The sequence below is a fragment of the Hydrogenophaga sp. GW101-3F08 genome, assembly GCF_059424585.1.
The window spans coordinates 73551-94029 of record NZ_JBWKZP010000009.1 but is presented as its reverse complement, the minus strand read 5'-3'; the positions used below and the strand labels follow the sequence as shown (position 1 = coordinate 94029).

The following is a 20479-nucleotide window of genomic DNA, read 5'->3' as shown; positions in this document are numbered from 1 at the left end:
TCGTTGCCTCGCTGATGGAAAAAAGACAAATGCTCAACATTCAGTACAAGCTACTGAAACTGGAGAACACTCATGGCTCACGAGTGCTCCAGCCACGTATGTCAAATGGATCTTTGCCCTTCAAAACCAATTGTTTGGTGATAACGAAGGAGTTGGGTTTCTGCATACTGAATTGCCACGGAACGAAGGAGGCGAAGAAGGGGTCATCCCGACCCATCGCTTCAACGGATTTCTTGTTCAAGTAGGGATTGACACAACCACCGATATCCTTGCACAGCGAACTGGGAACCTCCGCGTTAGGCATAAAGTCCTCCGAAACTTTGAGCGGTCCAGATCCTCCCGCTCTTTTTAGCATCACCAGAGGGCGGAGGCTTACATACGCATTGTCGGTTGCGCCTCCTTCCACTGCCCTTCGTGAAGAATCCTGCACACTGCCCACAATCCCATGGTCTGAAGCAATGACAATGGTCGTGTTGTCATAGACACCCTCGGCTTTCATATAGTCGAAAAACCGGGCGACGGAAAGAAGGGCGCAGCGTGCTGTGTTGGCATGTTGAAGTGAAAAAAGACTGCCATGCCCGTGGCTCTTCAGTTCATCCTTTGACAGCGTGAGCGCCTCCGGTTTTGGCAGGCAATCCAGTCCCATGAAATAGGGTTCGTGCGGCAGGATGTTCGAGATGAAGTTGAAACTGGGCCCGAATTCATCGATTTCAGTCATCTGGTCCATGGCCTCCAGTTCAGCCCACTCCCGGAAGGTGGTACCGGCAGAATGGTCCAGGAAAGGCTTCCATGGTCCGTTGACGTAGATCGCTTCCTTCATGGCATAAGGCGCCACTCGCATGGCTCCAAGCAGAACCAATAGATCCGCATAGTTTGCCTCAGCCAGCGCATTGATTGGAAATCCCATGGCCTTTGCCTTCTGATGAGAAATACTGGCCGGAATATGGGTACAGGTAACGCCATCGAATCGCAGAAAATCGCAATCACCTTGCATCGTGAAGCCAAGACCTCTCGGGTTCACAAAATTGACCCGATATCCTTTGTCTGCAAAGTTACGCGGAAGTATCGAGAAAGCTTCCACTGCGAGGTCACGCAAAGGCATCCCTCGCCGGTTCATTTCCACAGGCGTGTAGTCGTACCCTCCGAGCAAGGGGTGCAGTCCCGCGATCGAGTTCTGCCCTGCTGACACAGTACGTGGGTACCAGATAAAACCACTCAAACGTTGTGCCAGATCGGGATGACTCTCCAGGATTGACTCGACATGCGATCCCATGAAACGGTCGAGAAATATAAATAGTGTGTTCGGATGAGACCGGGAAAACTGCAGTGTCTTTTCAGACATTGATGCGGGCTCGCCACCGCCGGACATGCCAACTTGATCCCGATTGATACTGATACCAGCTGCAAGAAGGATCGAAAAATTGGCGATCAACATCGCCCCGAGGATCGCTCGCGTACCGAAACGTTTCCAAAATAACCGCAAAGTCAGGCCGATAGAAACGACGACCAGTAGGTCAATCAATGTTCTCAGAGACGTTGATGCGAGCGTTCGTTGAAGCTGCTCAAATGCAAGCCCCGTTAGCATGGGAAAGCCAAATGGCAAAACGAATGCATAGATCCAGCTCAGAAAGAAAGCGCCGATCGACAGCAATGTCATGCCGGAGCGAATCTCTGAATAGTAAGCAATCATGTACAGGATGGCTGCCGAATAGACCACCACCATCACATTGCGCATGTTCACCTTCAGCAGTCGGTCAAAATGGATACCAATCTCACCAGGTGACGTCAAGAAGGTTGTGACGGGAATGGCAACAAGCACGAGCAAGGCAATTCCGAACACCGAAAGCAGATATAGGGGTAAGCGGTAACGCCCCAGCAGATCAGAAGCCTTCTGCAGCACCGATGGTGAGACCCAGCGGTACGCGGCCACCACTGATATGGTCGAAGCAATCAGTGCCCACAGCGAGCACTCTAACCACAGTGCGGCCGCAGGTATCAGAAAAGCCAAGACGAGTTCTAGCCCAAATGCAGCATTGGCTCCGATAATGGACCGTATGGGGCGCAAGAACCGAAGCCCCCCCACAAGAACCACCGCACCGACTACAAAAATCAACAACACATTCATGAGGCGATTTCGTTCAAATGCCTTCTGGAAAGCATGTTGCGCAACAGCGACCAGAGGTTGTTTATCGTCCAATACAGCACAAGACCCGCTGGGCTCGCATAAAGCAAGGCAAGAAACACCAAGGCCAGCGCCATGGCTTGCAGGCGCTGACCTTTGTCGTTCACGTAATAGAGCACGGATATCGCGTTGATCACGGTCATGAGCAGAGGAAGCAGGTTGATGCCGTCCAACAATTTATCTGGTCGTCCCAAGTCCTCTACCCGACCGAATGTCGCTCCGTCGAGCAGGCCTGGACCTGACAGAAAATGAAACACAGTCGCGAATATGAAGATCTGTAAAAACAGTTCGTTCGAAGTGAACAATGCCTGAATCGGGTGGTAGCGGTACTGTCGGTGCACAGCTCTTATATAAAAATATCGCTCCCGCCCTTTGAAGTTTGCTTTCATGCGGGCCACTTCTCGCGTCATCTGTTCGCGCAGCCTGCGCCCTTGGCGCGAACTTGCCTCCATCTGTCTGTACAAAGGAAAAAGCAGGAAGTTAAGCAGGATACTGAAAACAATAATCTTCTCGCCCTGACCAAGCCACACGGGAAGATCAAACAAAACCTGATAAATCACCATCAGGGGTTGCAGAAGTAGGATTTGAAAAAAATCGGCCATCAAGCATTGACCTCTGCCAAATGGGCCTGCGTTTGACCTTTTTCTTGTTGATATATCTGCTTGATGTGCTGGGCAGCGATGCTGCCTGCGCCGCCGAAGTTATATATCAAGGTATTCCGAATTTCTTTAAGTTTTGACGCAGAGTGATTTTTCAGTACTTTCTCAAGATGTTCTGCAATATTGCCTATTTCGGTTGGAAGCACCGGGACGATAAAGTCGGAACACTGTTGCTTGAGTTCACTGTCACCACCGAGCAACTCTCCTTCAAGCCCTCCCATCTTCATCTTACGATCTATCGCGACAACGGGCCGCTCGAAGATGAATGCAAACTCATGGGCAATGCCGGAAATATCACTCAACAATATGTTCGCTCTTGCCATCGCACCCACCGGGGTCCGATCGGTATTGACCTCCACGCCCGGCAATGACAATATCTGTGCGTACAGTTCGGGCTGAGAAACCTTCATTTGAGGGTGAGGGCGGACAATTACGCGAAATCGCTGGGCGATGGAGATTACGAAGTCAGTCCCGAACGCCTCGAACATGCTGAGGGGCCCCCAACTGGGGGCAATAAGAACAACCGGATCTCCGGAAAGAGGTGGGAGCTCACGTGCCGTCTTCAGCATCTCGTCAAAATGCGGCAATCCGGTTTCGTACAGATCTTTCCTTTTGAAGCCTCTGATTTTTTCCATGCGCTGTATATTTGCCTTGACAATAGGGCCGCAGCACAACACAGAATCATAAAAATCATAGGCATATGGCCTTACAAACCGCGACTCGCCCAATGCATGCTGCACGATTGCATAGTGCCGAACATGCGCCGAACGACGAAAAGTCATGACATCCAATTGCGGGGTTGTCGTAATCAGTACAACCGCCTCGACGTTATTGAGATAGGCATAGCCCAACATCCCTTCGGGAACAGATCGATGTATTACATTCTGAGGCAAGGGCTCGAACGATTCATCGCGTGGATACATTGTGAAATAGGCAATGTCGACACCCAGAGCATCAAGTGCTCGAATGATAGGCAAAAAGGTGATCTCATAGCGGGGATCTTCGCAATGGATGGCTATTTCACACTTTTGGTCCCGCCGTCGAACGCTGAACAGCCAGCTGGCGGCTCGGTAGTAAAGACCTCGCAAGGTGAAGTAGATGGAAACCACAATTCCGGTCACCACATAAAACAGCGCGCTGCCTGTGCCTGGGTCAATGTATGCAAAAGCAGAGGCAGGATAGATCAGAAGACCAATAGCGATTAGAACAATCGGCACTTGTGCATGGCCTACATTTGGAGGTTGCATTTTTCGCTGTTTAAGCCTGGTGGGAAGGTTATACGTCAATCATTGACACATCAATTTTTCTTATTGCGCCGAATGCAAATCGGCATCGCATGAAATTAAATCCATGCGCGAACAAATACCGCAGCATTACGGAAATCAATCGAAAAGCTGCCTTTATTGCAGCGTGAAATGAAGCATAGACACCTGTTTCCGCTCGAAATGTCCGCGAGACGCTTCATCGTTGAAAATGGGTGCGTGGTCGCCCACCACGACCACCTCGACACCCCGCATGGTTTCATCTTCGGCGAGTTTGGCCAAATGCTCGAAGAACTGCACGTGCAGGTTCTGATAGTTGCACAACTGCTCGTCATATGCCGCTCCAAATACCCCACGGCACAACTCCTCGCGATAATCGACAACATCTCGCCGATCGTAGGGCATATGCGAATTCAAGGTTAACCAATAAAGGAATACTTTTTCGGCACTCAAGCGGTTCCGCACGATATCAAAGAGATGGCGATCACAGTATCCTGGAAACGAATGACAAAGCGGCTTGGTTTGAGGCAATGCCTCTTTAAATATGAGCTCTTTCAGACCTATCTCCGGCCACCATAGCAATCGACGATACATGAATCCATGCGCCCCATGAATCCCAATTGTGGTGTAACCCTGTTTGCGAAGCTGTGCTGGCAAACAGTCGCCTACAGCTTCCGCCGTCAGTTTTCGAAAGTTCAAGCGCGTTGGAATCATCCCACACATTTCACGCAGCTCGCCTGCCGCAGTCGCCCCAACAGCATGAACCCTATCTAACGTCAGATCTTTCACATGGGGGCTTTGTCGCAATGCCTGGATTTGCCCTTCCAGAATGGAAAGGTCTTTCGGTTGACCCCATGACTCGGCAATGATGAAAAGAACACGAGGCGGCAACTGCTTTTGACCCCAAACCAACTTTGCAGCGGACGGGTATTGAATCGGTATGTATTCGGCATCATCGGGTCCATTGCCAATAGCCTGCCCTTTATTGATGACCATGACATCACGGGCGAAATGCACAGAGCTTCCAAATAGAAGGTGCATTCTGTCGGCAAACGTCGGGGAAAAGAAGGTTTGCTCCTCCGCCGACAAAACCCATTGATATTGAAACAGACCCAGCGCAACCATTATCTGAAGCAGGAGATGTCGGCTTCGATGCAGTCCTTTAAGGGTACGAATCGACAACAAGATTCCTGCAGCCATCAGCGCTATCAGCAGGACCAAAGACGCCAGATACGAAGGGCGAGCTTCAAACAGGAACTCTGCCATATCCCATATCTGCCCTAATTCAAACAGATAAAAAATGGAAGACATTCCCAGTGACAACTCGGAGGCCACTGCAAATATGAACGCTACGACTCCAAAAAATCGAAGACCCGCTGCCAACAGAAAAAATGCCAGCAGCATTTCGGCACTAAAGAGATGGCGTTTGTATCCAAAATATAGAGACAGGCCCTGAAAGAGCAGGCCCAACAGGGCATAAATCGCTAGCAGCAACAGGTATCTGTGCCAAGCGACTTTAGATTCAGACATTTGTTCCCTCATCAGAAATAGCCGTCGTATGGCAGGAACCCTACGATCCGTCCATCTGCTTGCACCAAGGCCACGGCATCGTTTTTGGCCCGAACGGGCAAAAACTTCATAGCACGAGGGTCCAAATTTTGTTTCTTAAGCAGTTTTTCGGTGTCAAGGCCGGCATCTGGATACTGCTGTATCAACTGCTCTAGCGGCCGTCCTGCCTCTACCGCCAGTACCCGTTCGGACGCACCATAAGGTATCCAGAACTTTGGTCTTTGGCTGGTATCAACGCCGTCGAAGATGGCCGTGGCCAGGGCATTAGATCGCTCATCGCCCGACTCTGGCCGGCGCAGTGCAAGAGTGATCGGTCCAAGCAGCGACAGGTGCCGGAATTCCGGAAGGGCTTCAGACAGCTCGGAAGTGACCACTTCGGCCGAAGTAATGACGCGAAAACGGTCGAATTCGAACACCAAGGCAACTGGCCTGGCCATACTGACCGAGTATATGCCGTAAGCAAGCGCCGACAACTGCAAAACGGCAATGGTCACTATGTCACGTCTCAGATGGGCCCAGCCCTTCTGGCGGTTGAACACGGCAAAAGTCAACAACGGCCCTAGCACCACATCAACCGACATGATAAGAACCAGCAGCTCGCTGCCCCCCGCCATGTAACGGTAGTCGTCCGGATACCACAATCCAAAAACCAGCACGGCCACCAGCGATGCCACTGCCGCCGATGCCAGCAGATGCACCCCCCCGGCACGGAAGCGTTCACGCAGATTTTTCACCATTGACCATTGTTTTGATAGGCGGCTGTACTTCGATCGTCTCTCCGCAGGGCCGCCAACACCAACTGTCAGCGGCATTCCGTGGGCGCGTATTTTGCCGGCAAGGTGCCCAAAGAGCCGACCATGTTTCTCATCGTTGAAAGCGATCGGGTATCGGACTGACAACTCCAGTCGATCGCGCCGGTGATGCCTGCGCCAAAGGAAGCGCCCAATTGTTCCACATCAGAAGATCCAGAGCCGAATTTGACCCACGGTGACAAAATCAACGAGTCACTAGCACCCTGGGTAATGGGACCAACAGTCTCGGCGTACACAATGGTGATCTCGCCCTGTGTGTCGCCCACCGCCTCTTCCATCGATATCCGCGTCACGTACTTGCTGGTCGCACCGACACCATTGGCCTGCTGATTCCAAGCGCGCGCAGCGGTGGCAAGGTCCGTTTGCGTCGCCACCCCGACACCAATCTGGGCTTTTGCATCCGCGGCCAGGACCACACCCTCCGTCACCCGGGCCCTGATGGTGTAGTCCTGATAGGCCGGCAATGCAATCGACGCCAAAATACCGATGATGGCGACCACAATCATCAACTCGATTAGCGTAAAACCGCTCTGGGCACTGGTGTTCATCATGACCTCGACGGAACTCATTAATGGCAGATCACCTACCAGCCGCAGGAGTCATGCCAGGGGCAAACCCCACGAATTTCGTGAACAAAGTCACACCATCAGATGACATTGTTGCCCAATGGGACATTTTTCGGCCTTTCGAAAGCGACTTTTGTCAGAGATCTTTTTACAGAAAGGCAAATAATAAAAAAAGGCGCATGAAGCGCCTCTTTTTATATGTCGCGCCTGCGCGCGACCCCAGCAACCGTTATTAGCGGCATTCGTTCGGGGCGAATTTGGCCTTCAAAGTGCCCACAGTAGCGGCAGCACGGCCACGTGCCGTTGAGGTGGCCTCCGTCGCCGACTGACAGCTCCAGTCAATGGCACCGGTTTCCGCCGCAGCATAGGAAGCGCCCAGTTGCACCTGATCGGTGGAAGCAGAACCGTACTTGATCCAGGGCGACAGAACCAGCGTATCGTCAGTGCCGGTGGTGACCGGGCCAACGAGGGTGGAATAGGTGATCGTGATTTCGCCCGTGGTAGCGGTAACCGCTGCCGCATTTGCGGCTTCGGTCATGAGCACGCTGGTCACGTACTTGCTGGTGGCACCGACGCCACCGGACTGGTCGTTCCAGGTCTGGGTCGTCACGGCCAGATCGGCGGCGGTGGCAGAACCCGTGCCGATTTGCGACTTGGCGTCACCCGCAAGGCTCAGGCCTTCCGTCACGCGGGCGCGAACGGTGTAGTCCTGGTAAGCCGGCAGGGCCACGGCGGCCAGAATACCGATGATGGCCACCACGATCATCAGTTCGATGAGGGTGAAACCTTTTTGCATGGAACGCTTCATGAGTAAAACTCCTATGGGGTTGTGGGAGAACGACGGTACCCGAGCAGCAGAGATCGTGCCAGCCTGAAATGCCCGGCTTTTCGCGGCCTTTTTCACAGCTCGTCGGCAGAAGTGACAATTTGTGCCCGCCGCATCCGGATGTGACTGACATTTTTTGTCACCCCACCCGCAGACGACCGGTTTTGTCACAGCTCGAAGGTCTGTCCGGCGCTGAGCCAGCGGATGTCGTGCCGCACGTCGTCGGGCCGGTTGGGCCTGTCGTCGAAGCGGCGGATCTCTTCCATGATCAGGCCGGTTTCGGCGGGCTTGGTGTGGGTGATGTAGATCGGGTAACGCTGGTTGCGGTCGATCTGGTCGAGCTCTTCGGCCAACGTGCCGGGCGCCAGGTGCAGGCTGCGCCGGGCGAGGTCTTTTTCCCGGTCGCTGAACGCGGTTTCGATGATGAGCAGGGCCATGGGCAGCTGGTTGATGCGCTGCCAGAAGGCGGGGTTGCGCTCGGTGTCGCCGCTGAACACCCAGTGGCCCGAGGCGGTGGCGGCGGCGAAGCCGACCGCGGGCACGGTGTGCACGGCGGGCAACACTTCGATGGCCTTGCCGCCCACCTGCAGCACCTCGCCCACGGTGATGGGCACGAAGCGCATGAGCGGTGTGTCGGCGCTGGGGATGGTGGAGAAGTCGGGCCAGATGAGGTTGTTGAAGATGTGGGCCTTGAGGGCGTCGATGGTGCTCTGCAGGGCGCGCACCTGCAGCGGTTCGGCGCCCGCGGCCAGTCGGCGCGCGGCCACGGCGTCTAGCATGAGCGGCAAGCTGGCCACATGGTCCAGGTGCGAATGGGTGAGCAGCACGTGGTTGACGCGGGCCATTTCGTCCAGGCTGAGGTCGCCCACGCCGGTGCCGGCGTCGACCAGGACGTCGTCGTCGAGCAAAAAGGAGGTGGTGCGGCACCCCTGCGCAATGGCGCCGGAGCACCCCAGAACTCGTACCCTCATCTGCAGATTCGCCTGGTTTCGTGGCCGGCTCAAGCGGCCTCTATTTGGTTTCGAACGTGGTGGCCCCGTCCCAGGCCGGGTCGGGCGGCAACCGCCTCATGGAGGCTACCCGCTGGGCATAGAGCCGGTAAAGGACTTTTTCCGCATTCTGGCGCTGCAGTTGGAGCAAACACGCGTCGCACGCGTCCCAGTCCTGCGCCCGCCAGGTTTGAAGGACCCGGTTCCACAACCGCAGTTCCTCGGCCAGTTTGTCGGAAAGCGTTTCCGGGGTGCCCAGCGGCGTGTAGATGGTCACTGCGGTGGCCCGGCCCTTGACGCGCACGCGGTCCAGCTCCTGCCAGACGAACTGCGGCGCCTGCTCCCGGGTGGCGTCGCTGGCAACGATGTCCACGCCGTAGGTGGGCGACAGACCTTCGAGCCGGGAACCCAGGTTGACCGCGTCGCCCACCACGGTGTAGCTGCGGCGCACGTCCGACCCCATGTCGCCCACGCACATCTGGCCGGTGTTCAGGCCGATGCCCACGCCGATCTGCGGCAGCCCCTGGCGCGCGTGCTCCTGGTTCAGCCGCCGGACGGCCTCGGCCATCTCCAGCGCGGTCTGCACCGCCAGACTGGCATGGTCGGCGGTGTCGACCGGCGCCCCCCAGAACGCCATGACGCAGTCGCCCATGTATTTGTCGATGGTGCCCCGGTGGCTGCGGATGGTGTGGGTGAGGCGGCTGAAGACGGTGTTGAGCAGAGCCTGGAGCCGGGTGGGCTCCAGGGTTTCGGACAGCCGGGTGAAGCCGCGCATGTCGCAGAACATCACGGTGAGCTCGCGCGTGGCGGCGGTCATGCTGTAGCGACTGGGGTCCCGGACCATCTCGTCGACCAGTTCGGGTGGCACGTAGGTGCCAAAGAGCTGGGCGAGCTTGCGCTTGGCACGGCTCTCCACCAGGTAGCCGTAGCTCATGTTGAGCGCGAAGGCCAGGGCGCTCATGACCAGCACGCTGGCCAGCGGCAGCACCAGGCCATGGCCCAGGTAGAGCCAGCCGTTCAGGCCCACCACCGCAGCCACCACACCCAGACTCAGGCCCACCGCGCGCGCGGCGCTGAGCAGCGGCAGCGCCAGGGCGAGCACGAGGCCGGACACCACCAACACCACCAGTTCGTAGCCCAGCGCGTAGTCGGGTTTGACGAGCACCTCGCCATCGAGCAGGTGCGAGATCAGGTTGGCATGGGTCTCCACCCCGGGGTAGGCTTCGCCCACGGGGGTGATGCGCTGGTCCTGCAGCCCCGGCGCGGTGGTGCCCACGAGCACGATCTTGTTGCGCAGCCGCCCCGCTGGCACGCGCCCCGCCAGCACGTCGCTGGCGGACACGTAGGCGAACGAACCCCCTTGTGGCCCACCGCGTCCGCGAAAGGGCACCAGTGCGGCCAATCGATCGTCCACCGGGATGGCCAGCGCGGTGTTCTCATGCACCAGACGCACGCTTTCCAGCGCCTGGTAGTCGCGTGGCAGGAATCGCTCGGCCGGGAAGCCCGGCTCCACCCGTGGCGACCCGAGCAACAACCGGAACATGGCCAGCGACAGCGATTCGTAATAACGCCCGCCGTGTTCGGCCAGCAGAGGCACCGAGCGCACAACGCCGTCGCTGCCGGCCACCGCATTGAAGAAGCCGGCCCGCGGTGCGGCCTGCGCCAGCGGGGCGATGTTGGCGCCGAAGCCGTCCCATCGGGTGGCCAGGATGCTGCGCCCCTGCAGGGCCTCGGGCAACATCACGGGGGCGGGCAGCACGCCGCTGGTGCGGCCGTCCCGGTCGCTGGTGAAGTAGTAGCCGAGCACCACCGGCCGGCCCTTGAGCGAGCGGGCGAATCGGGCGTCGTGGTCCAGCTCGGGCCGCAGACGTTCGATCTGCTCGGCCAACCCCGGCTGACCGGCCAGGGCACCGTCGGCGAGCCGCTGGAGCTGGCGCAGACCGGAACTGTCATCGGCCTCGGCAAACACGGTGTCGAACCCCAGCACGGCGATGCCCTGGTCTTCAAACAGCGTGTCCACCAGCCGGGCCAGGTGGTCACGCGACCACGGCCAGCGCCCCACCTCGGCCAGGCTCTTTTCGTCGATGTCGACGATCACCACCCGGTCGTCGAGCGTGCCGGGCATGGTGGCGCGCAGGCGCGCGTCGTAGACGATGTCGTCCAGGCGCTGCAGCACCCCCATGGGCAACACACCCAGCGCGTGCAGGATGGCGAAAATCAGGGGCAGCAGGGTGACCGCGATGCGCGGGCCGTGTCTGCTCAGGGCCGGCATGGGGCGCGGGGAGCGGGCAATGCGGGGTGGCCGCCGTCAGCGAAAGCGGCGCGCGGCACCGGCCAGCGTCACTGCTGGATGAACTGCATCTGCGTGCCGGCCAGTTCGATCAGGTCACCATGGCGCAGGTTGACCGCATCGGAACCGATGGGGTTGCCATTGATGGTGGGCCTGGTGGCGCCTTCCACCAGCGCGACCACGTAACCCTGAGGGCGGCGCGTGATGGCCGCCACCGCCACACCCGGCTTGCCGATGGTGGTGACCACCTTGACCAGCGGCACCTCACGCCCGGCGGCGGCGCCGGACATGACCTTGATCGCGGCGTTGCCCACCGGCGGATGCGCCGTACCCGCGCCCACCACGGCACCGGCCTGGATGACCATGGTTTTTTCGTGGTTGTCGGGCGCGCCTTCGTGCGCGAACTTGATCTTGTACTTGCCGATCTCGATCGTGTCGCCATTCTGAAGCTGGTGCTTCTTGATGGCCTTGCCATTGACGTAGGTGCCGTTGGTGCTGTTGAGGTCTTCCAGGAACACGTCGGCGCCCGACATCTGCATCACGGCGTGTTCCCCGCTGACGGCGAGGTTGTCGATCACGATGTCGTTGTAGGGACGGCGACCGAGCGTGGTGCGATCCTTCGTGAGCTGCACCTCCTTGATGACGACGCCGTCGATGGAAACGATCATTTTCGGCATGGCCGACTCCTGTGGAACCTGATGGACTAATTCTAAAGAACTCAGTTACTGCCCCAGCATGCGCGACAGCAAGCCTTTGCGTAACGGTTTGGACCGAGCATACGCCAATATCACGGAAATATTATCGCGGCCCCCGGCGGCGTTGGCGGCGTCTATCAGGGTGTTGGTTTTTGCCTCCAGCGTGCCGTCGGACGCGAGTATGGCGGCCAGGCGGCTGTCCGGAATCATGTCGGACAGGCCGTCGGAGCAAAAGAGGTAGAGGTCGCCGTCCTCGGCCCGGTATTCGTTGACTTCCAGCAACACCGTGTCTTCCACCCCCAGGGCCCGGGTGACCAGGTTCTTGTGGGTGGCGAACTGGGCCTGCTCCTGGGAAATCAGGCCGGCGTCGATCTGCTCCTGCAGCAATGAATGGTCGCGTGTGAGCTGAACGAACTCGCCGCCGCGCAGCCGGTAGCAGCGCGAGTCGCCCACATGGCCGATGAACGAGCGCACGCCCTGGAACACCGCCATCACCAGCGTCGTGCCCATGCCCGCATACTGGGGGTTGGAATTGGCGGCGTTGAAAATCGAGCGGTTGGCGTTGTCGATGCAGATTTCCATGGCGCGCTTGATCTCACGGCCATTGGCCTCGTACCCGCCCTCGGTCATCCAGCGACCCAGCTCTGTCTTGATGAAGGTGGTGGCCATCGCGCTGGCGACCTCGCCGGCGTTGTAACCGCCCATGCCGTCGGCCAGCACCACGACGTGGTTGTCCACGTCCAGGGCGATGGAATCTTCGTTGTTGTCCCGCACCATGCCGGGATCCGTGAGACTGAAGTACTCGAAAATCATGTTTTTTGGCTCTATGGCCGGATATCGGACCCGCCCTCGGCGGACCCGCCGCCCTGAACCACCGATTGTGTGACAACTGTGGTGGCGTATCCGTTTTCAATTGCGCGCGCGGTCTGCAACTGGGTTTTCTCGAACCCGCTGCCACCGGACCCCATCGGCAGGGCCCCGCCGGGGACGACCCGGTCTGCCGCCGTTCTGTCAACCCGGCGAAGGTCTTGCGCCATGTCGCGACCGCTCTGGTAGCGGTCTTGTGGCGTCTTGGACAGCGCTTTGCCCAGTATATCGGTGAGCGCCTCAGGCAGATCGGGTCGCAGGCTGCGCACGTCGGGGGCGGGCTGGTTGGCGATCTGGTACATGAGCGCGGCCATCGAATCGCCACGCAGCGGCAACACGCCGGTGAGCAGCTGGAACAGCATGACGCCCAGCGAGTAGAGATCGGAACGGCCGTCGATGTGGTGGCCCGCCAGCTGCTCGGGCGACATGAAACTCGGTGTTCCCAGCACCATGCCGGTCTTGGTCCGACTCGCGTCGGTGATGCGGGCGATGCCAAAGTCGGTCACCTTGACGCTGTCCGAGGCGGGGTCGTACATGATGTTGGCGGGCTTGATGTCGCGGTGCACCACATTCTGCCGGTGCGCGTAGTCCAGCGCCAACGCCACCCGCTCGCCGATGTCCAGCACGGTCGCGACCGGCAGCAGCCGGTCCGCCCGGGTGTGCTCCACCAGGTCGCGGCCTTGCAGGAACTCCATGGCGATGAAGGCCAGGTCGTGCTCCTCACCGGCGTCGAAGATGGTGACGATGTGGGGGTGCTGCAGCCGCCCGGCGGTTTCGGCCTCGCGGAAAAAGCGTTTGCGCGCATCCGCCAGCTCGGCGCCCTCGAACTCGGCGCTCAGCGCCAGCGTCTTGATGGCCACGGTGCGGCCGATCTTGGGGTCGCGCCCCTGGTAGACCACGCCCATGGCGCCTTTGCCCAGCTCCTTCTCGATCTGGTAGCGCCCCAGCATGGGCTGCTCAACCCCAGCACCGTCCAGCAAAAGGCTGCCGCCCGGGTGGGACGAGGCGCCCGCCAGCACCACGGTCTGCGACAGCTTGCGGGCCCGCCGCAGACCGGCGCGGACCTCGGCGTCGTCGCGGTCCAGACTGGCCATGTGCTCGTAGACCGACTGCACCTTGTGGAACTGGCGCTTGCGCTCAAAATCCCGCGCCAGTTGCTGGAGGTTGTCCATCAGCGACCGGCTGTGCGGCACGCGCCGGAACCGGTCGAAGGCCAGGTCGAGCTGGCCCTGCCCCTGCAGCGCCAGCCCCATCATGCGGTTGGTTTCGGCCGACTCTTCGTCGGTCTTCGCCTTGCCCGCTTCGGTGGCCAGGAAGCGCCGCGTGGTCAGCACCAGATGCCCCAGCAGCAGCATCGCGGCGGGAAACACCAGCGGCAGCCAGGTGGCCGCGGCCGAGAGCAGGCCATACTCCACCCCCAGGAACAGCGCAAACAGGCCCGCGGTGGTCCAGGCGCCGGTGGCGGCCGACAGGCGCGGCAACAGGGCGAGAAGATAGGCCACCACCAGCAGCAACGCCGCCAGCACCACGGCGCCGGTCCAGACCGGCTGCCCGATGAAATGGCCGTTCAGGATGCTCGACGTGGTGTGCGCCAGGATGACCGCGGGCGAGAGCGCGGGCGAGACCGGGGTGTTGAACGGGGTGCCCACACCCGCGGCTGTGGCGCCGATGATGACGATCTTGCCGGCGTATTTGCTGGCCGGAATCTTGCCAGAGGCAACGTCGTAGAACGAGTCCACGGCGAAGGCCGGGCGGCCATCGCGATCGGGGTAGAACTGGGGCAGCACGGTGCCCGATGCGTCGGTTTCGATGCGCGTGCGCCCCAGCAGCACCGCCTCCCCGGGCAACAGGCGCAGATCCTGCGGCCCCAGATTCAGGCTGTGCGCCGCCACCATCAAGCCCATGGACGGGATCACATGGCCGTCGAAGTTCACCAGCAAGGGCTCGCGGCGCACCGCGCCGTCGCTGTCCGCGAGCTGGTTGAGATGGGCCACCCCACGGGCGGCCGCCCCGATGGCCGCCAGGGGTTGCTGCGATTGGACCGCGGGCAAGCCGGCGCCGCTGCTCTCGGCCAGTGCGCTTTGGAGCGCGAAGGCCGGCAATGGCTGGTCTGGCCGGCCCTGGAGATCACCCAGGCTGTACAGCGAAGGCAGGATCACGTTGCCGGCACGGGCCAGGCTGCTGGCCAGACGCGCGTCCCCATCCAGCTTCTGTTCGGCCGCGCCGATGAAGTCGAGCAGGTGGCTGCGCGCGGTTTCACCCAGATCGGCCAGCGCCGACGCTGGCGGTGGGGCGCCATCGATCTGCTCGCGCAGCTCGCGCAAACTCGCCAGCCCCCGGTCGGTCTGGGGTTCAAAAAAGAAGGCGGTGTGGGCCACCGTTTTGGCCTGGGCCTGGGCGAGCTGGTCGATCAGGCCGGCGTGCACCTCGCGCGGCCAAGGCCAGCGCCCGATGTTGGCGATGCTCTGATCGTCGATGGCGATGACGGCGATGCGCTCGCTGGGCACCCGGCTGCTGCGGGTGCTGGCGAAGTCGTAGAAGCGGCTCTCCAGATCGCGGAAAAGATCGCTCGACAGATGCACACCGAACGCGGCGAGCACCACCAGCAGGCCCACCAGGGCATCGGTGCGCCATGGGCCGCTCCGTCCTGCGGGTTGCTTGCGTCTGCGGCTTGTGGCCAAGGGCCGACCTCCTGGGTTGACTGAACCTGGGCCACCGTGGCCGACAGCCGGGGCGGGGCCGCGTGCCGCGCCAAAAATGCACGCCGCAGGATTTCGCATTCTGTTGCATGAATCTGGCGAAGATCAAGCCAGTCTGTGGGTTTGCGGCCTCACAATGGGCCGCGCATGAAAAAAGGCAACGCAAGCGTTGCCTTTTTCACGCTGAAGCCCTGGGGCTTCAGAGCATGGCCTTGAGCAGCTTGGCCATCTCGGACGGGTTGCGCGTCACTTTGAAGCCGCACTCTTCCATGATGGCGAGCTTGGCATCGGCCGTGTCGGCGCCACCGGAGATCAGCGCACCGGCGTGGCCCATGCGCTTGCCGGCCGGGGCCGTCACACCGGCGATGAAGCCGACGATGGGCTTCTTCATGTTCGCCTTGCACCACATCGCAGCTTCGGCTTCGTCCGGGCCACCGATCTCGCCGATCATGATCACGGCGTCGGTGTCGGGATCGTCGTTGAAGGCCTTCATCACGTCGATGTGCTTGAGGCCATTGATCGGGTCGCCACCGATGCCAACGGCGCTGGACTGGCCCAGGCCGATCTCGGTCAGCTGCGCCACGGCTTCGTAGGTCAGCGTGCCGGAGCGCGACACCACGCCGATGCGGCCCTTGCGGTGGATGTGGCCGGGCATGATGCCGATCTTGATCTCGTCGGGCGTGATCAGGCCGGGGCAGTTGGGGCCCAGCAGCAGCGTCTTCTTGCCGCCGGCGGCTTCCTTGGCCTTCATGCGGTTGCGCACTTCCAGCATGTCACGAACCGGGATGCCTTCGGTGATGCAGATGGCGAGGTCCAGATCGGCTTCGACGGCTTCCCAGATCGCGGCGGCAGCGCCCGCGGGCGGCACGTAGATCACCGACACGGTGGCACCGGTTTCGGACGCGGCTTCCTTGACGGAGCTGTAGATCGGGATGTTGAAGATCGACTCGCCGGCCTTCTTCGGGTTCACGCCGGCCACGAAGCAGTTCTTGCCGTTTGCGTATTCCTGGCACTTTTCGGTGTGGAACTGACCGGTCTTGCCGGTGATGCCCTGGGTGATGACCTTGGTGTCTTTGTTGATGTAGATCGACATGACTTGTTCTCGCTTTCCTGGGCTTAGGCGTTGACGGCGGCAACCACTTTTTGGGCGGCTTCGGCCATGGTGTCGGCGCTGATGATGGGCAGGCCGGACTCGGCCAGCATCTTCTTGCCCAGCTCTTCGTTGGTACCCTTCATGCGCACGACCAACGGCACTTGCAGGTTCACGGCCCTGCAGGCGGTGATGACACCGGTGGCGATGGTGTCGCACTTCATGATGCCGCCGAAGATGTTGACCAGGATCGCCTTGACCTTGTCGTTCTTGAGCATGATCTTGAAGGCTTCGGTGACCTTCTCGGGGGTGGCACCGCCGCCCACGTCCAGGAAGTTGGCCGGCTCGGCGCCGAACAGCTTGATGGTGTCCATGGTGGCCATGGCCAGGCCGGCGCCGTTGACCAGGCAGCCGATGTTGCCGTCCAGGCTGATGTAGGCCAGATCGAACTTGGAAGCCTCGATTTCGGCCGGATCTTCTTCGTCCAGATCGCGGAAGGCCACGATCTCGGGGTGGCGGAACAGGGCGTTGGCATCGAAGTTGAACTTCGCGTCCAGGGCCATCAGGTTGCCCTTGGAGTCGCAGTTCAGGGGGTTGATCTCGACCAGGGACGCGTCCGTGTCCATGTAGCACTTGTAGATCTTGGCGAAGATGTCCACGGCCTGGTCCACGGAAGCGCCGGTCAGCCCGATGGCGGCCGCGACCTTGCGGGACTGCGCTTCGGTGATGCCGGTCAGCGGGTCGATCATCTCGGTGATGATCTTCTCGGGCGTGGCGTGGGCGACTTCCTCGATGTCCATGCCGCCTTCGCTCGAAGCGATCAGCGCCACTTTCTGGGTCGCGCGGTCGGTGACCAGCGACACGTACAGTTCGTTCTTGATGTCGGCGCCGTCTTCGATGTAGAGGCGACGCACCTTCTGGCCTTCGGGGCCGGTCTGGTGGGTCTTGAGCTGCATGCCCAGGATTTCGCCGGCCAGGCGCTTGACGTCGTCGATCGACTTGGCCACCTTCACGCCGCCACCCTTGCCACGGCCACCCGCATGGATCTGGGCCTTGACGACCCAGACCGGTCCACCCAGTTTCTGCGCGGCTTCCACCGCTTCCTGCACCGTGAACGCGGCAATGCCACGCGGCACTGGCACACCAAATTGACGCAAGATTTCCTTGCCTTGGTACTCGTGAATCTTCATGAGGTCTCTCTCAGACTGGGGGGTTTTCTTTAGCCGACCGAACAGGGAACGGCCGGCGCGCGGGCACTGGACACAGCAACCGGGGAATGTATCATGCTGCGACGCACCAATATGGGTGCGGCCGCGTTCACATAATGCATAATTATATTGGCGCACCTCTGAACCAGAACTGACAAGGCACCCAGCGTCATGGCCAAGATTTTCATCGACGGCGAAGCCGGCACCACCGGCCTTCAGATTCGCGAGCGCTTGCAAGGCATGCCTGCTATCGAATTGCTGAGCATCGCGCCCGAACGCCGCAAAGACCCCGAAGCCAAGCGCGAGCTCATGGCGCAGGCCGATCTGGTCATCCTCTGCCTGCACGACGATGCGGCCATCGAGTCCGTCGCCATGATCGACGGCATGAGCGGCCACCAGCCCCGTGTCATCGACGCCTCCACCGCGCACCGCTGCGCCCCCGGCTGGGTGTTCGGCTTTCCGGAACTCTGCGCCGGCCAGCGCGAGGCGGTGGTGAACGCCGCGCGCGTGGCCAACCCGGGCTGCTACGCCACCGGCGCCATCGCGCTGATCCGCCCGCTGGTGGACGCCGGGCTGATCCCCGCCGACCACCCGCTGGCGCTGCCCTCGGTGAGCGGCTATTCGGGTGGGGGCCGGACCATGATCGAGGCGTATGAGAAGGGCGAGGCGCCCTTGTTCGAGACCTACGCGCTGGGCCTGAACCACAAGCACCTGCCCGAGATCATGCGCTACACCGGCCTGTCGCGCCGGCCGGTGTTCGTGCCATCGGTGGGCAATTTCCGCCAGGGCATGCTGGTGCAGCTGCCCTTGCACCTGGACCTGCTGCCCGGTCAACCCACGCTGGCCGACCTGCACGAAGCGCTGGTGGCGCACTACGCGCCCAGCGCCGCGGCGGGTGGATGGGTCAGCGTGCAGCCGGCCACCGACAACGGCAAGCTCGACGCCACCGCGCTCAACGACACCAATCGGCTGGAGTTGCGCGTGTTCGGCAACGAAGCACACCGCCACGCGGTGCTGATCGCGCGGCTGGACAACCTGGGTAAGGGTGCCAGCGGAGCGGCGGTGCAGAACCTGCAGCTGATGCTCGGCTTGTAACCGTCAGTCTTCGTCGCCGCTGACCACGCGGCGGATCACATCGGTACCAAAACCGCGCGATGCCAGAAAGCGCATCTGCCGGCCGCGCTCGGCCGCGTCCGAAGGTGGCGCGCCGAATTTCTTGCACCAGACCTCGCGCGCGCGCTCCACCTCGGAGCCCTGCAGTTCGGCCACCGCCCGCGCCACCGCCTCGGCGCTGAGCCCCTTGGCCTGGAGCTCCTGACGCACCCGCATCGCGCCCATCTTGCCGGCCCGGCGGTGCACCACGGATTCGAGCACGCGCTGTTCGTTGATGAAGCCCTTGGCCTCGAGCTCGTCCAGCGCGCGGGCCAGCTCGCCGGGCTCGGTTTCATGGACCTGCAGTTTGCGCTGCAGCTCGGCGCGCGAATGTTCGCGGCCCGAGAGCAGGCGCAGGGCCCGGCCCTTGAGCGATATCTGGTCAAACCCCATGGCCGAACCCCGCTGGCGGGCAGCGGATGCACCCCATCATTCGAGTGCGGCAGCGGCGTCGGCTTTGTCGGCCTTCTCCGCCTTGGCGGCCTTGCCACCCTTGGCAGGCGCGGGCGCCTCCTCCACCGGCAGCAGCGGCACACCCAGCTCGGTGCGGACCTTGTTTTCGATTTCGACGCGCAGTTCGGGGTTCTCGCGCAGGAATTCGCGCGAGTTGTCGCGACCTTGGCCGATCTTTTCGCCGTTGTAGGCGTACCAGGCGCCGGATTTTTCGATCACCTTGTGCAACACACCCAGATCCAGGATTTCGCCCTCGCGGCTGATGCCCTCGCCGAACAGGATGTCGAACTCGGCGGTCTTGAACGGCGAGGCGACCTTGTTCTTCACCACCTTGACCTTGGTCTCGTTGCCGATCGAGTCCTCACCCTTCTTGATCGTGCCAGTGCGGCGGATGTCCAGCCGGACCGAGGCGTAGAACTTGAGCGCGTTGCCGCCGGTGGTGGTCTCGGGGCTGCCGAACATGACGCCAATCTTCATGCGGATCTGGTTGATGAAGATGACCATGCAGTTGGTCTTCTTGATGTGGGCGGTGAGCTTGCGCAGCGCCTGGCTCATCAGGCGGGCCTGCAGGCCGGGCAGCGAGTCGCCCATTTCGCCTTCGAGTTCGGCCTTGGGGGTCAGTGCGGCCACCGAGTCGACCACGATCAAATCCACCGCGCCGGAACGCACCAGGCTGTCCACGATTTCCAGGGCCTGTTCGCCGGTGTCGGGCTGGGAGATCAGCAGGTCCTGCAGGTTGACGCCGAGTTTCTGCGCGTACTGGATGTCCAGCGCGTGTTCGGCATCGACGAAGGCGCACTGGCCGCCGAGCTTCTGCATCTCGGCGATGGCCTGCAGGGTGAGCGTGGTCTTGCCGGAGGATTCCGGGCCGTAGATCTCGATCACGCGGCCGCGCGGCAGGCCGCCGACGCCCAGAGCGATGTCCAGCCCCAGCGAGCCGGTGGACACGACCTGGATGTCCTCGATCACCTCGCCCTCGCCCAGCCGCATGATCGTGCCCTTGCCGAACTGCTTCTCGATCTGAGCCAGCGCGACCTGCAAGGCCTTGGCTTTTTCGCTGTTGAGGGGATTGGGCTTGGTGATGGGGTCCATGGTGACGGCTCCTGAGCGTGTGAGTGGGTGTTCGCTTCCAGAATGTGTTTTTGTGTACAGGCTGGATG

General features: G+C 60.9%; 17 protein-coding genes. 1 reads left to right on the top strand and 16 read right to left on the bottom strand.

Going from position 1 to position 20479, the window contains the following annotated elements:
• Nucleotides 1-70: 70 nt before the first annotated feature.
• The 14 genes from AC07YZ_RS20310 to sucC form a co-directional block, all read right to left on the bottom strand.
• Complete coding sequence (locus AC07YZ_RS20310) at nucleotides 71-2125, bottom strand: hypothetical protein (RefSeq protein WP_494796088.1); 2055 nt, start codon at nucleotides 2123-2125, stop codon at nucleotides 71-73.
• Nucleotides 2122-2784 carry a YidC/Oxa1 family membrane protein insertase gene (locus AC07YZ_RS20305; RefSeq protein WP_494796087.1) on the bottom strand — a complete coding sequence of 221 codons (663 nt, stop codon included), beginning with the start codon at nucleotides 2782-2784 and terminating at the stop codon, nucleotides 2122-2124. The genes AC07YZ_RS20310 and AC07YZ_RS20305 overlap by 4 nt, the downstream gene beginning before the upstream one ends.
• Nucleotides 2784-4088, bottom strand: coding sequence for a CDP-glycerol glycerophosphotransferase family protein (locus tag AC07YZ_RS20300; protein ID WP_494796086.1), 1305 nt, complete (start codon nucleotides 4086-4088; stop codon nucleotides 2784-2786). Before AC07YZ_RS20300 ends, AC07YZ_RS20305 begins: the two co-directional genes overlap by 1 nt.
• A 153-nt stretch (nucleotides 4089-4241) precedes the next feature.
• A complete protein-coding gene (locus tag AC07YZ_RS20295; RefSeq protein WP_494796085.1) occupies nucleotides 4242-5633 on the bottom strand; it encodes a sulfatase-like hydrolase/transferase in 1392 nt (463 codons plus the stop codon).
• Between the two features lie 11 nt (nucleotides 5634-5644).
• Nucleotides 5645-6409, bottom strand: a complete 765-nt coding sequence (gene tfpZ, locus AC07YZ_RS20290) for a TfpX/TfpZ family type IV pilin accessory protein (RefSeq protein ID WP_494796084.1) — start codon at nucleotides 6407-6409, stop codon at nucleotides 5645-5647.
• A 65-nt stretch (nucleotides 6410-6474) separates the two neighbouring features.
• A complete protein-coding gene (locus AC07YZ_RS20285; protein WP_494796083.1) occupies nucleotides 6475-7053 on the bottom strand; it encodes a pilin in 579 nt (192 codons plus the stop codon).
• Nucleotides 7054-7282: 229 nt separating this feature from the next.
• A complete protein-coding gene (locus AC07YZ_RS20280; RefSeq protein ID WP_494796082.1) occupies nucleotides 7283-7858 on the bottom strand; it encodes a pilin in 576 nt (191 codons plus the stop codon).
• 185 nt (nucleotides 7859-8043) lie between these two features.
• Nucleotides 8044-8847: a 3',5'-cyclic-nucleotide phosphodiesterase gene (locus AC07YZ_RS20275; RefSeq protein ID WP_226490479.1), complete on the bottom strand. Its 804-nt coding sequence runs from the start codon at nucleotides 8845-8847 to the stop codon at nucleotides 8044-8046.
• 40 nt (nucleotides 8848-8887) lie between these two features.
• Nucleotides 8888-11137, bottom strand: a complete 2250-nt coding sequence (locus tag AC07YZ_RS20270; protein ID WP_494796081.1) for a CHASE2 domain-containing protein — start codon at nucleotides 11135-11137, stop codon at nucleotides 8888-8890.
• 68 nt (nucleotides 11138-11205) lie between these two features.
• On the bottom strand, nucleotides 11206-11832 hold the full coding sequence (locus tag AC07YZ_RS20265; protein WP_226490481.1) for an FHA domain-containing protein: 627 nt from the start codon (nucleotides 11830-11832) through the stop codon (nucleotides 11206-11208).
• Nucleotides 11833-11877: 45 nt separating this feature from the next.
• The gene (locus AC07YZ_RS20260) at nucleotides 11878-12663 is read right to left on the bottom strand and encodes a Stp1/IreP family PP2C-type Ser/Thr phosphatase (protein WP_226490482.1); all 786 of its coding nucleotides are present in this window, start codon (nucleotides 12661-12663) and stop codon (nucleotides 11878-11880) included.
• 11 nt (nucleotides 12664-12674) lie between these two features.
• Nucleotides 12675-15398: a CHASE2 domain-containing serine/threonine-protein kinase gene (locus AC07YZ_RS20255; RefSeq protein WP_494796080.1), complete on the bottom strand. Its 2724-nt coding sequence runs from the start codon at nucleotides 15396-15398 to the stop codon at nucleotides 12675-12677.
• A gap of 217 nt (nucleotides 15399-15615) precedes the next feature.
• A complete protein-coding gene (sucD, locus tag AC07YZ_RS20250) occupies nucleotides 15616-16509 on the bottom strand; it encodes a succinate--CoA ligase subunit alpha (protein WP_226490484.1) in 894 nt (297 codons plus the stop codon).
• 23 nt (nucleotides 16510-16532) lie between these two features.
• Complete coding sequence (gene sucC, locus AC07YZ_RS20245; protein WP_226490485.1) at nucleotides 16533-17696, bottom strand: ADP-forming succinate--CoA ligase subunit beta; 1164 nt, start codon at nucleotides 17694-17696, stop codon at nucleotides 16533-16535.
• Between the two features lie 189 nt (nucleotides 17697-17885).
• Here sucC and argC point away from each other — a divergent pair, with 189 nt between their 5' ends.
• Nucleotides 17886-18809, top strand: coding sequence for an N-acetyl-gamma-glutamyl-phosphate reductase (gene argC, locus AC07YZ_RS20240; protein WP_226490486.1), 924 nt, complete (start codon nucleotides 17886-17888; stop codon nucleotides 18807-18809).
• A gap of 3 nt (nucleotides 18810-18812) precedes the next feature.
• Here the strand turns inward: argC and recX are convergent, their stop codons facing one another.
• Both recX and recA read right to left on the bottom strand, forming a co-directional pair.
• Nucleotides 18813-19259: a recombination regulator RecX gene (gene recX, locus AC07YZ_RS20235; protein ID WP_494796079.1), complete on the bottom strand. Its 447-nt coding sequence runs from the start codon at nucleotides 19257-19259 to the stop codon at nucleotides 18813-18815.
• A gap of 36 nt (nucleotides 19260-19295) precedes the next feature.
• Nucleotides 19296-20411: a recombinase RecA gene (recA, locus tag AC07YZ_RS20230; protein ID WP_226490488.1), complete on the bottom strand. Its 1116-nt coding sequence runs from the start codon at nucleotides 20409-20411 to the stop codon at nucleotides 19296-19298.
• Nucleotides 20412-20479: the final 68 nt, after the last annotated feature.

Coding starts and splice junctions, on each gene's coding strand:
- AC07YZ_RS20300 (WP_494796086.1), bottom strand. CDS start 4,088: ATGCAACCTCCAAATGTAGGCCATGCACAAGTGCCGATTGTTCTAATC.
- AC07YZ_RS20295 (WP_494796085.1), bottom strand. CDS start 5,633: ATGTCTGAATCTAAAGTCGCTTGGCACAGATACCTGTTGCTGCTAGCG.
- AC07YZ_RS20310 (WP_494796088.1), bottom strand. CDS start 2,125: ATGAATGTGTTGTTGATTTTTGTAGTCGGTGCGGTGGTTCTTGTGGGG.
- sucC (WP_226490485.1), bottom strand. CDS start 17,696: ATGAAGATTCACGAGTACCAAGGCAAGGAAATCTTGCGTCAATTTGGT.
- AC07YZ_RS20280 (WP_494796082.1), bottom strand. CDS start 7,858: ATGAAGCGTTCCATGCAAAAAGGTTTCACCCTCATCGAACTGATGATC.
- AC07YZ_RS20285 (WP_494796083.1), bottom strand. CDS start 7,053: ATGAGTTCCGTCGAGGTCATGATGAACACCAGTGCCCAGAGCGGTTTT.
- AC07YZ_RS20270 (WP_494796081.1), bottom strand. CDS start 11,137: ATGCCGGCCCTGAGCAGACACGGCCCGCGCATCGCGGTCACCCTGCTG.
- AC07YZ_RS20305 (WP_494796087.1), bottom strand. CDS start 2,784: ATGGCCGATTTTTTTCAAATCCTACTTCTGCAACCCCTGATGGTGATT.
- AC07YZ_RS20275 (WP_226490479.1), bottom strand. CDS start 8,847: ATGAGGGTACGAGTTCTGGGGTGCTCCGGCGCCATTGCGCAGGGGTGC.
- sucD (WP_226490484.1), bottom strand. CDS start 16,509: ATGTCGATCTACATCAACAAAGACACCAAGGTCATCACCCAGGGCATC.
- AC07YZ_RS20260 (WP_226490482.1), bottom strand. CDS start 12,663: ATGATTTTCGAGTACTTCAGTCTCACGGATCCCGGCATGGTGCGGGAC.
- AC07YZ_RS20265 (WP_226490481.1), bottom strand. CDS start 11,832: ATGCCGAAAATGATCGTTTCCATCGACGGCGTCGTCATCAAGGAGGTG.
- tfpZ (WP_494796084.1), bottom strand. CDS start 6,409: ATGGTGAAAAATCTGCGTGAACGCTTCCGTGCCGGGGGGGTGCATCTG.
- argC (WP_226490486.1), top strand. CDS start 17,886: ATGGCCAAGATTTTCATCGACGGCGAAGCCGGCACCACCGGCCTTCAG.
- recX (WP_494796079.1), bottom strand. CDS start 19,259: ATGGGGTTTGACCAGATATCGCTCAAGGGCCGGGCCCTGCGCCTGCTC.
- recA (WP_226490488.1), bottom strand. CDS start 20,411: ATGGACCCCATCACCAAGCCCAATCCCCTCAACAGCGAAAAAGCCAAG.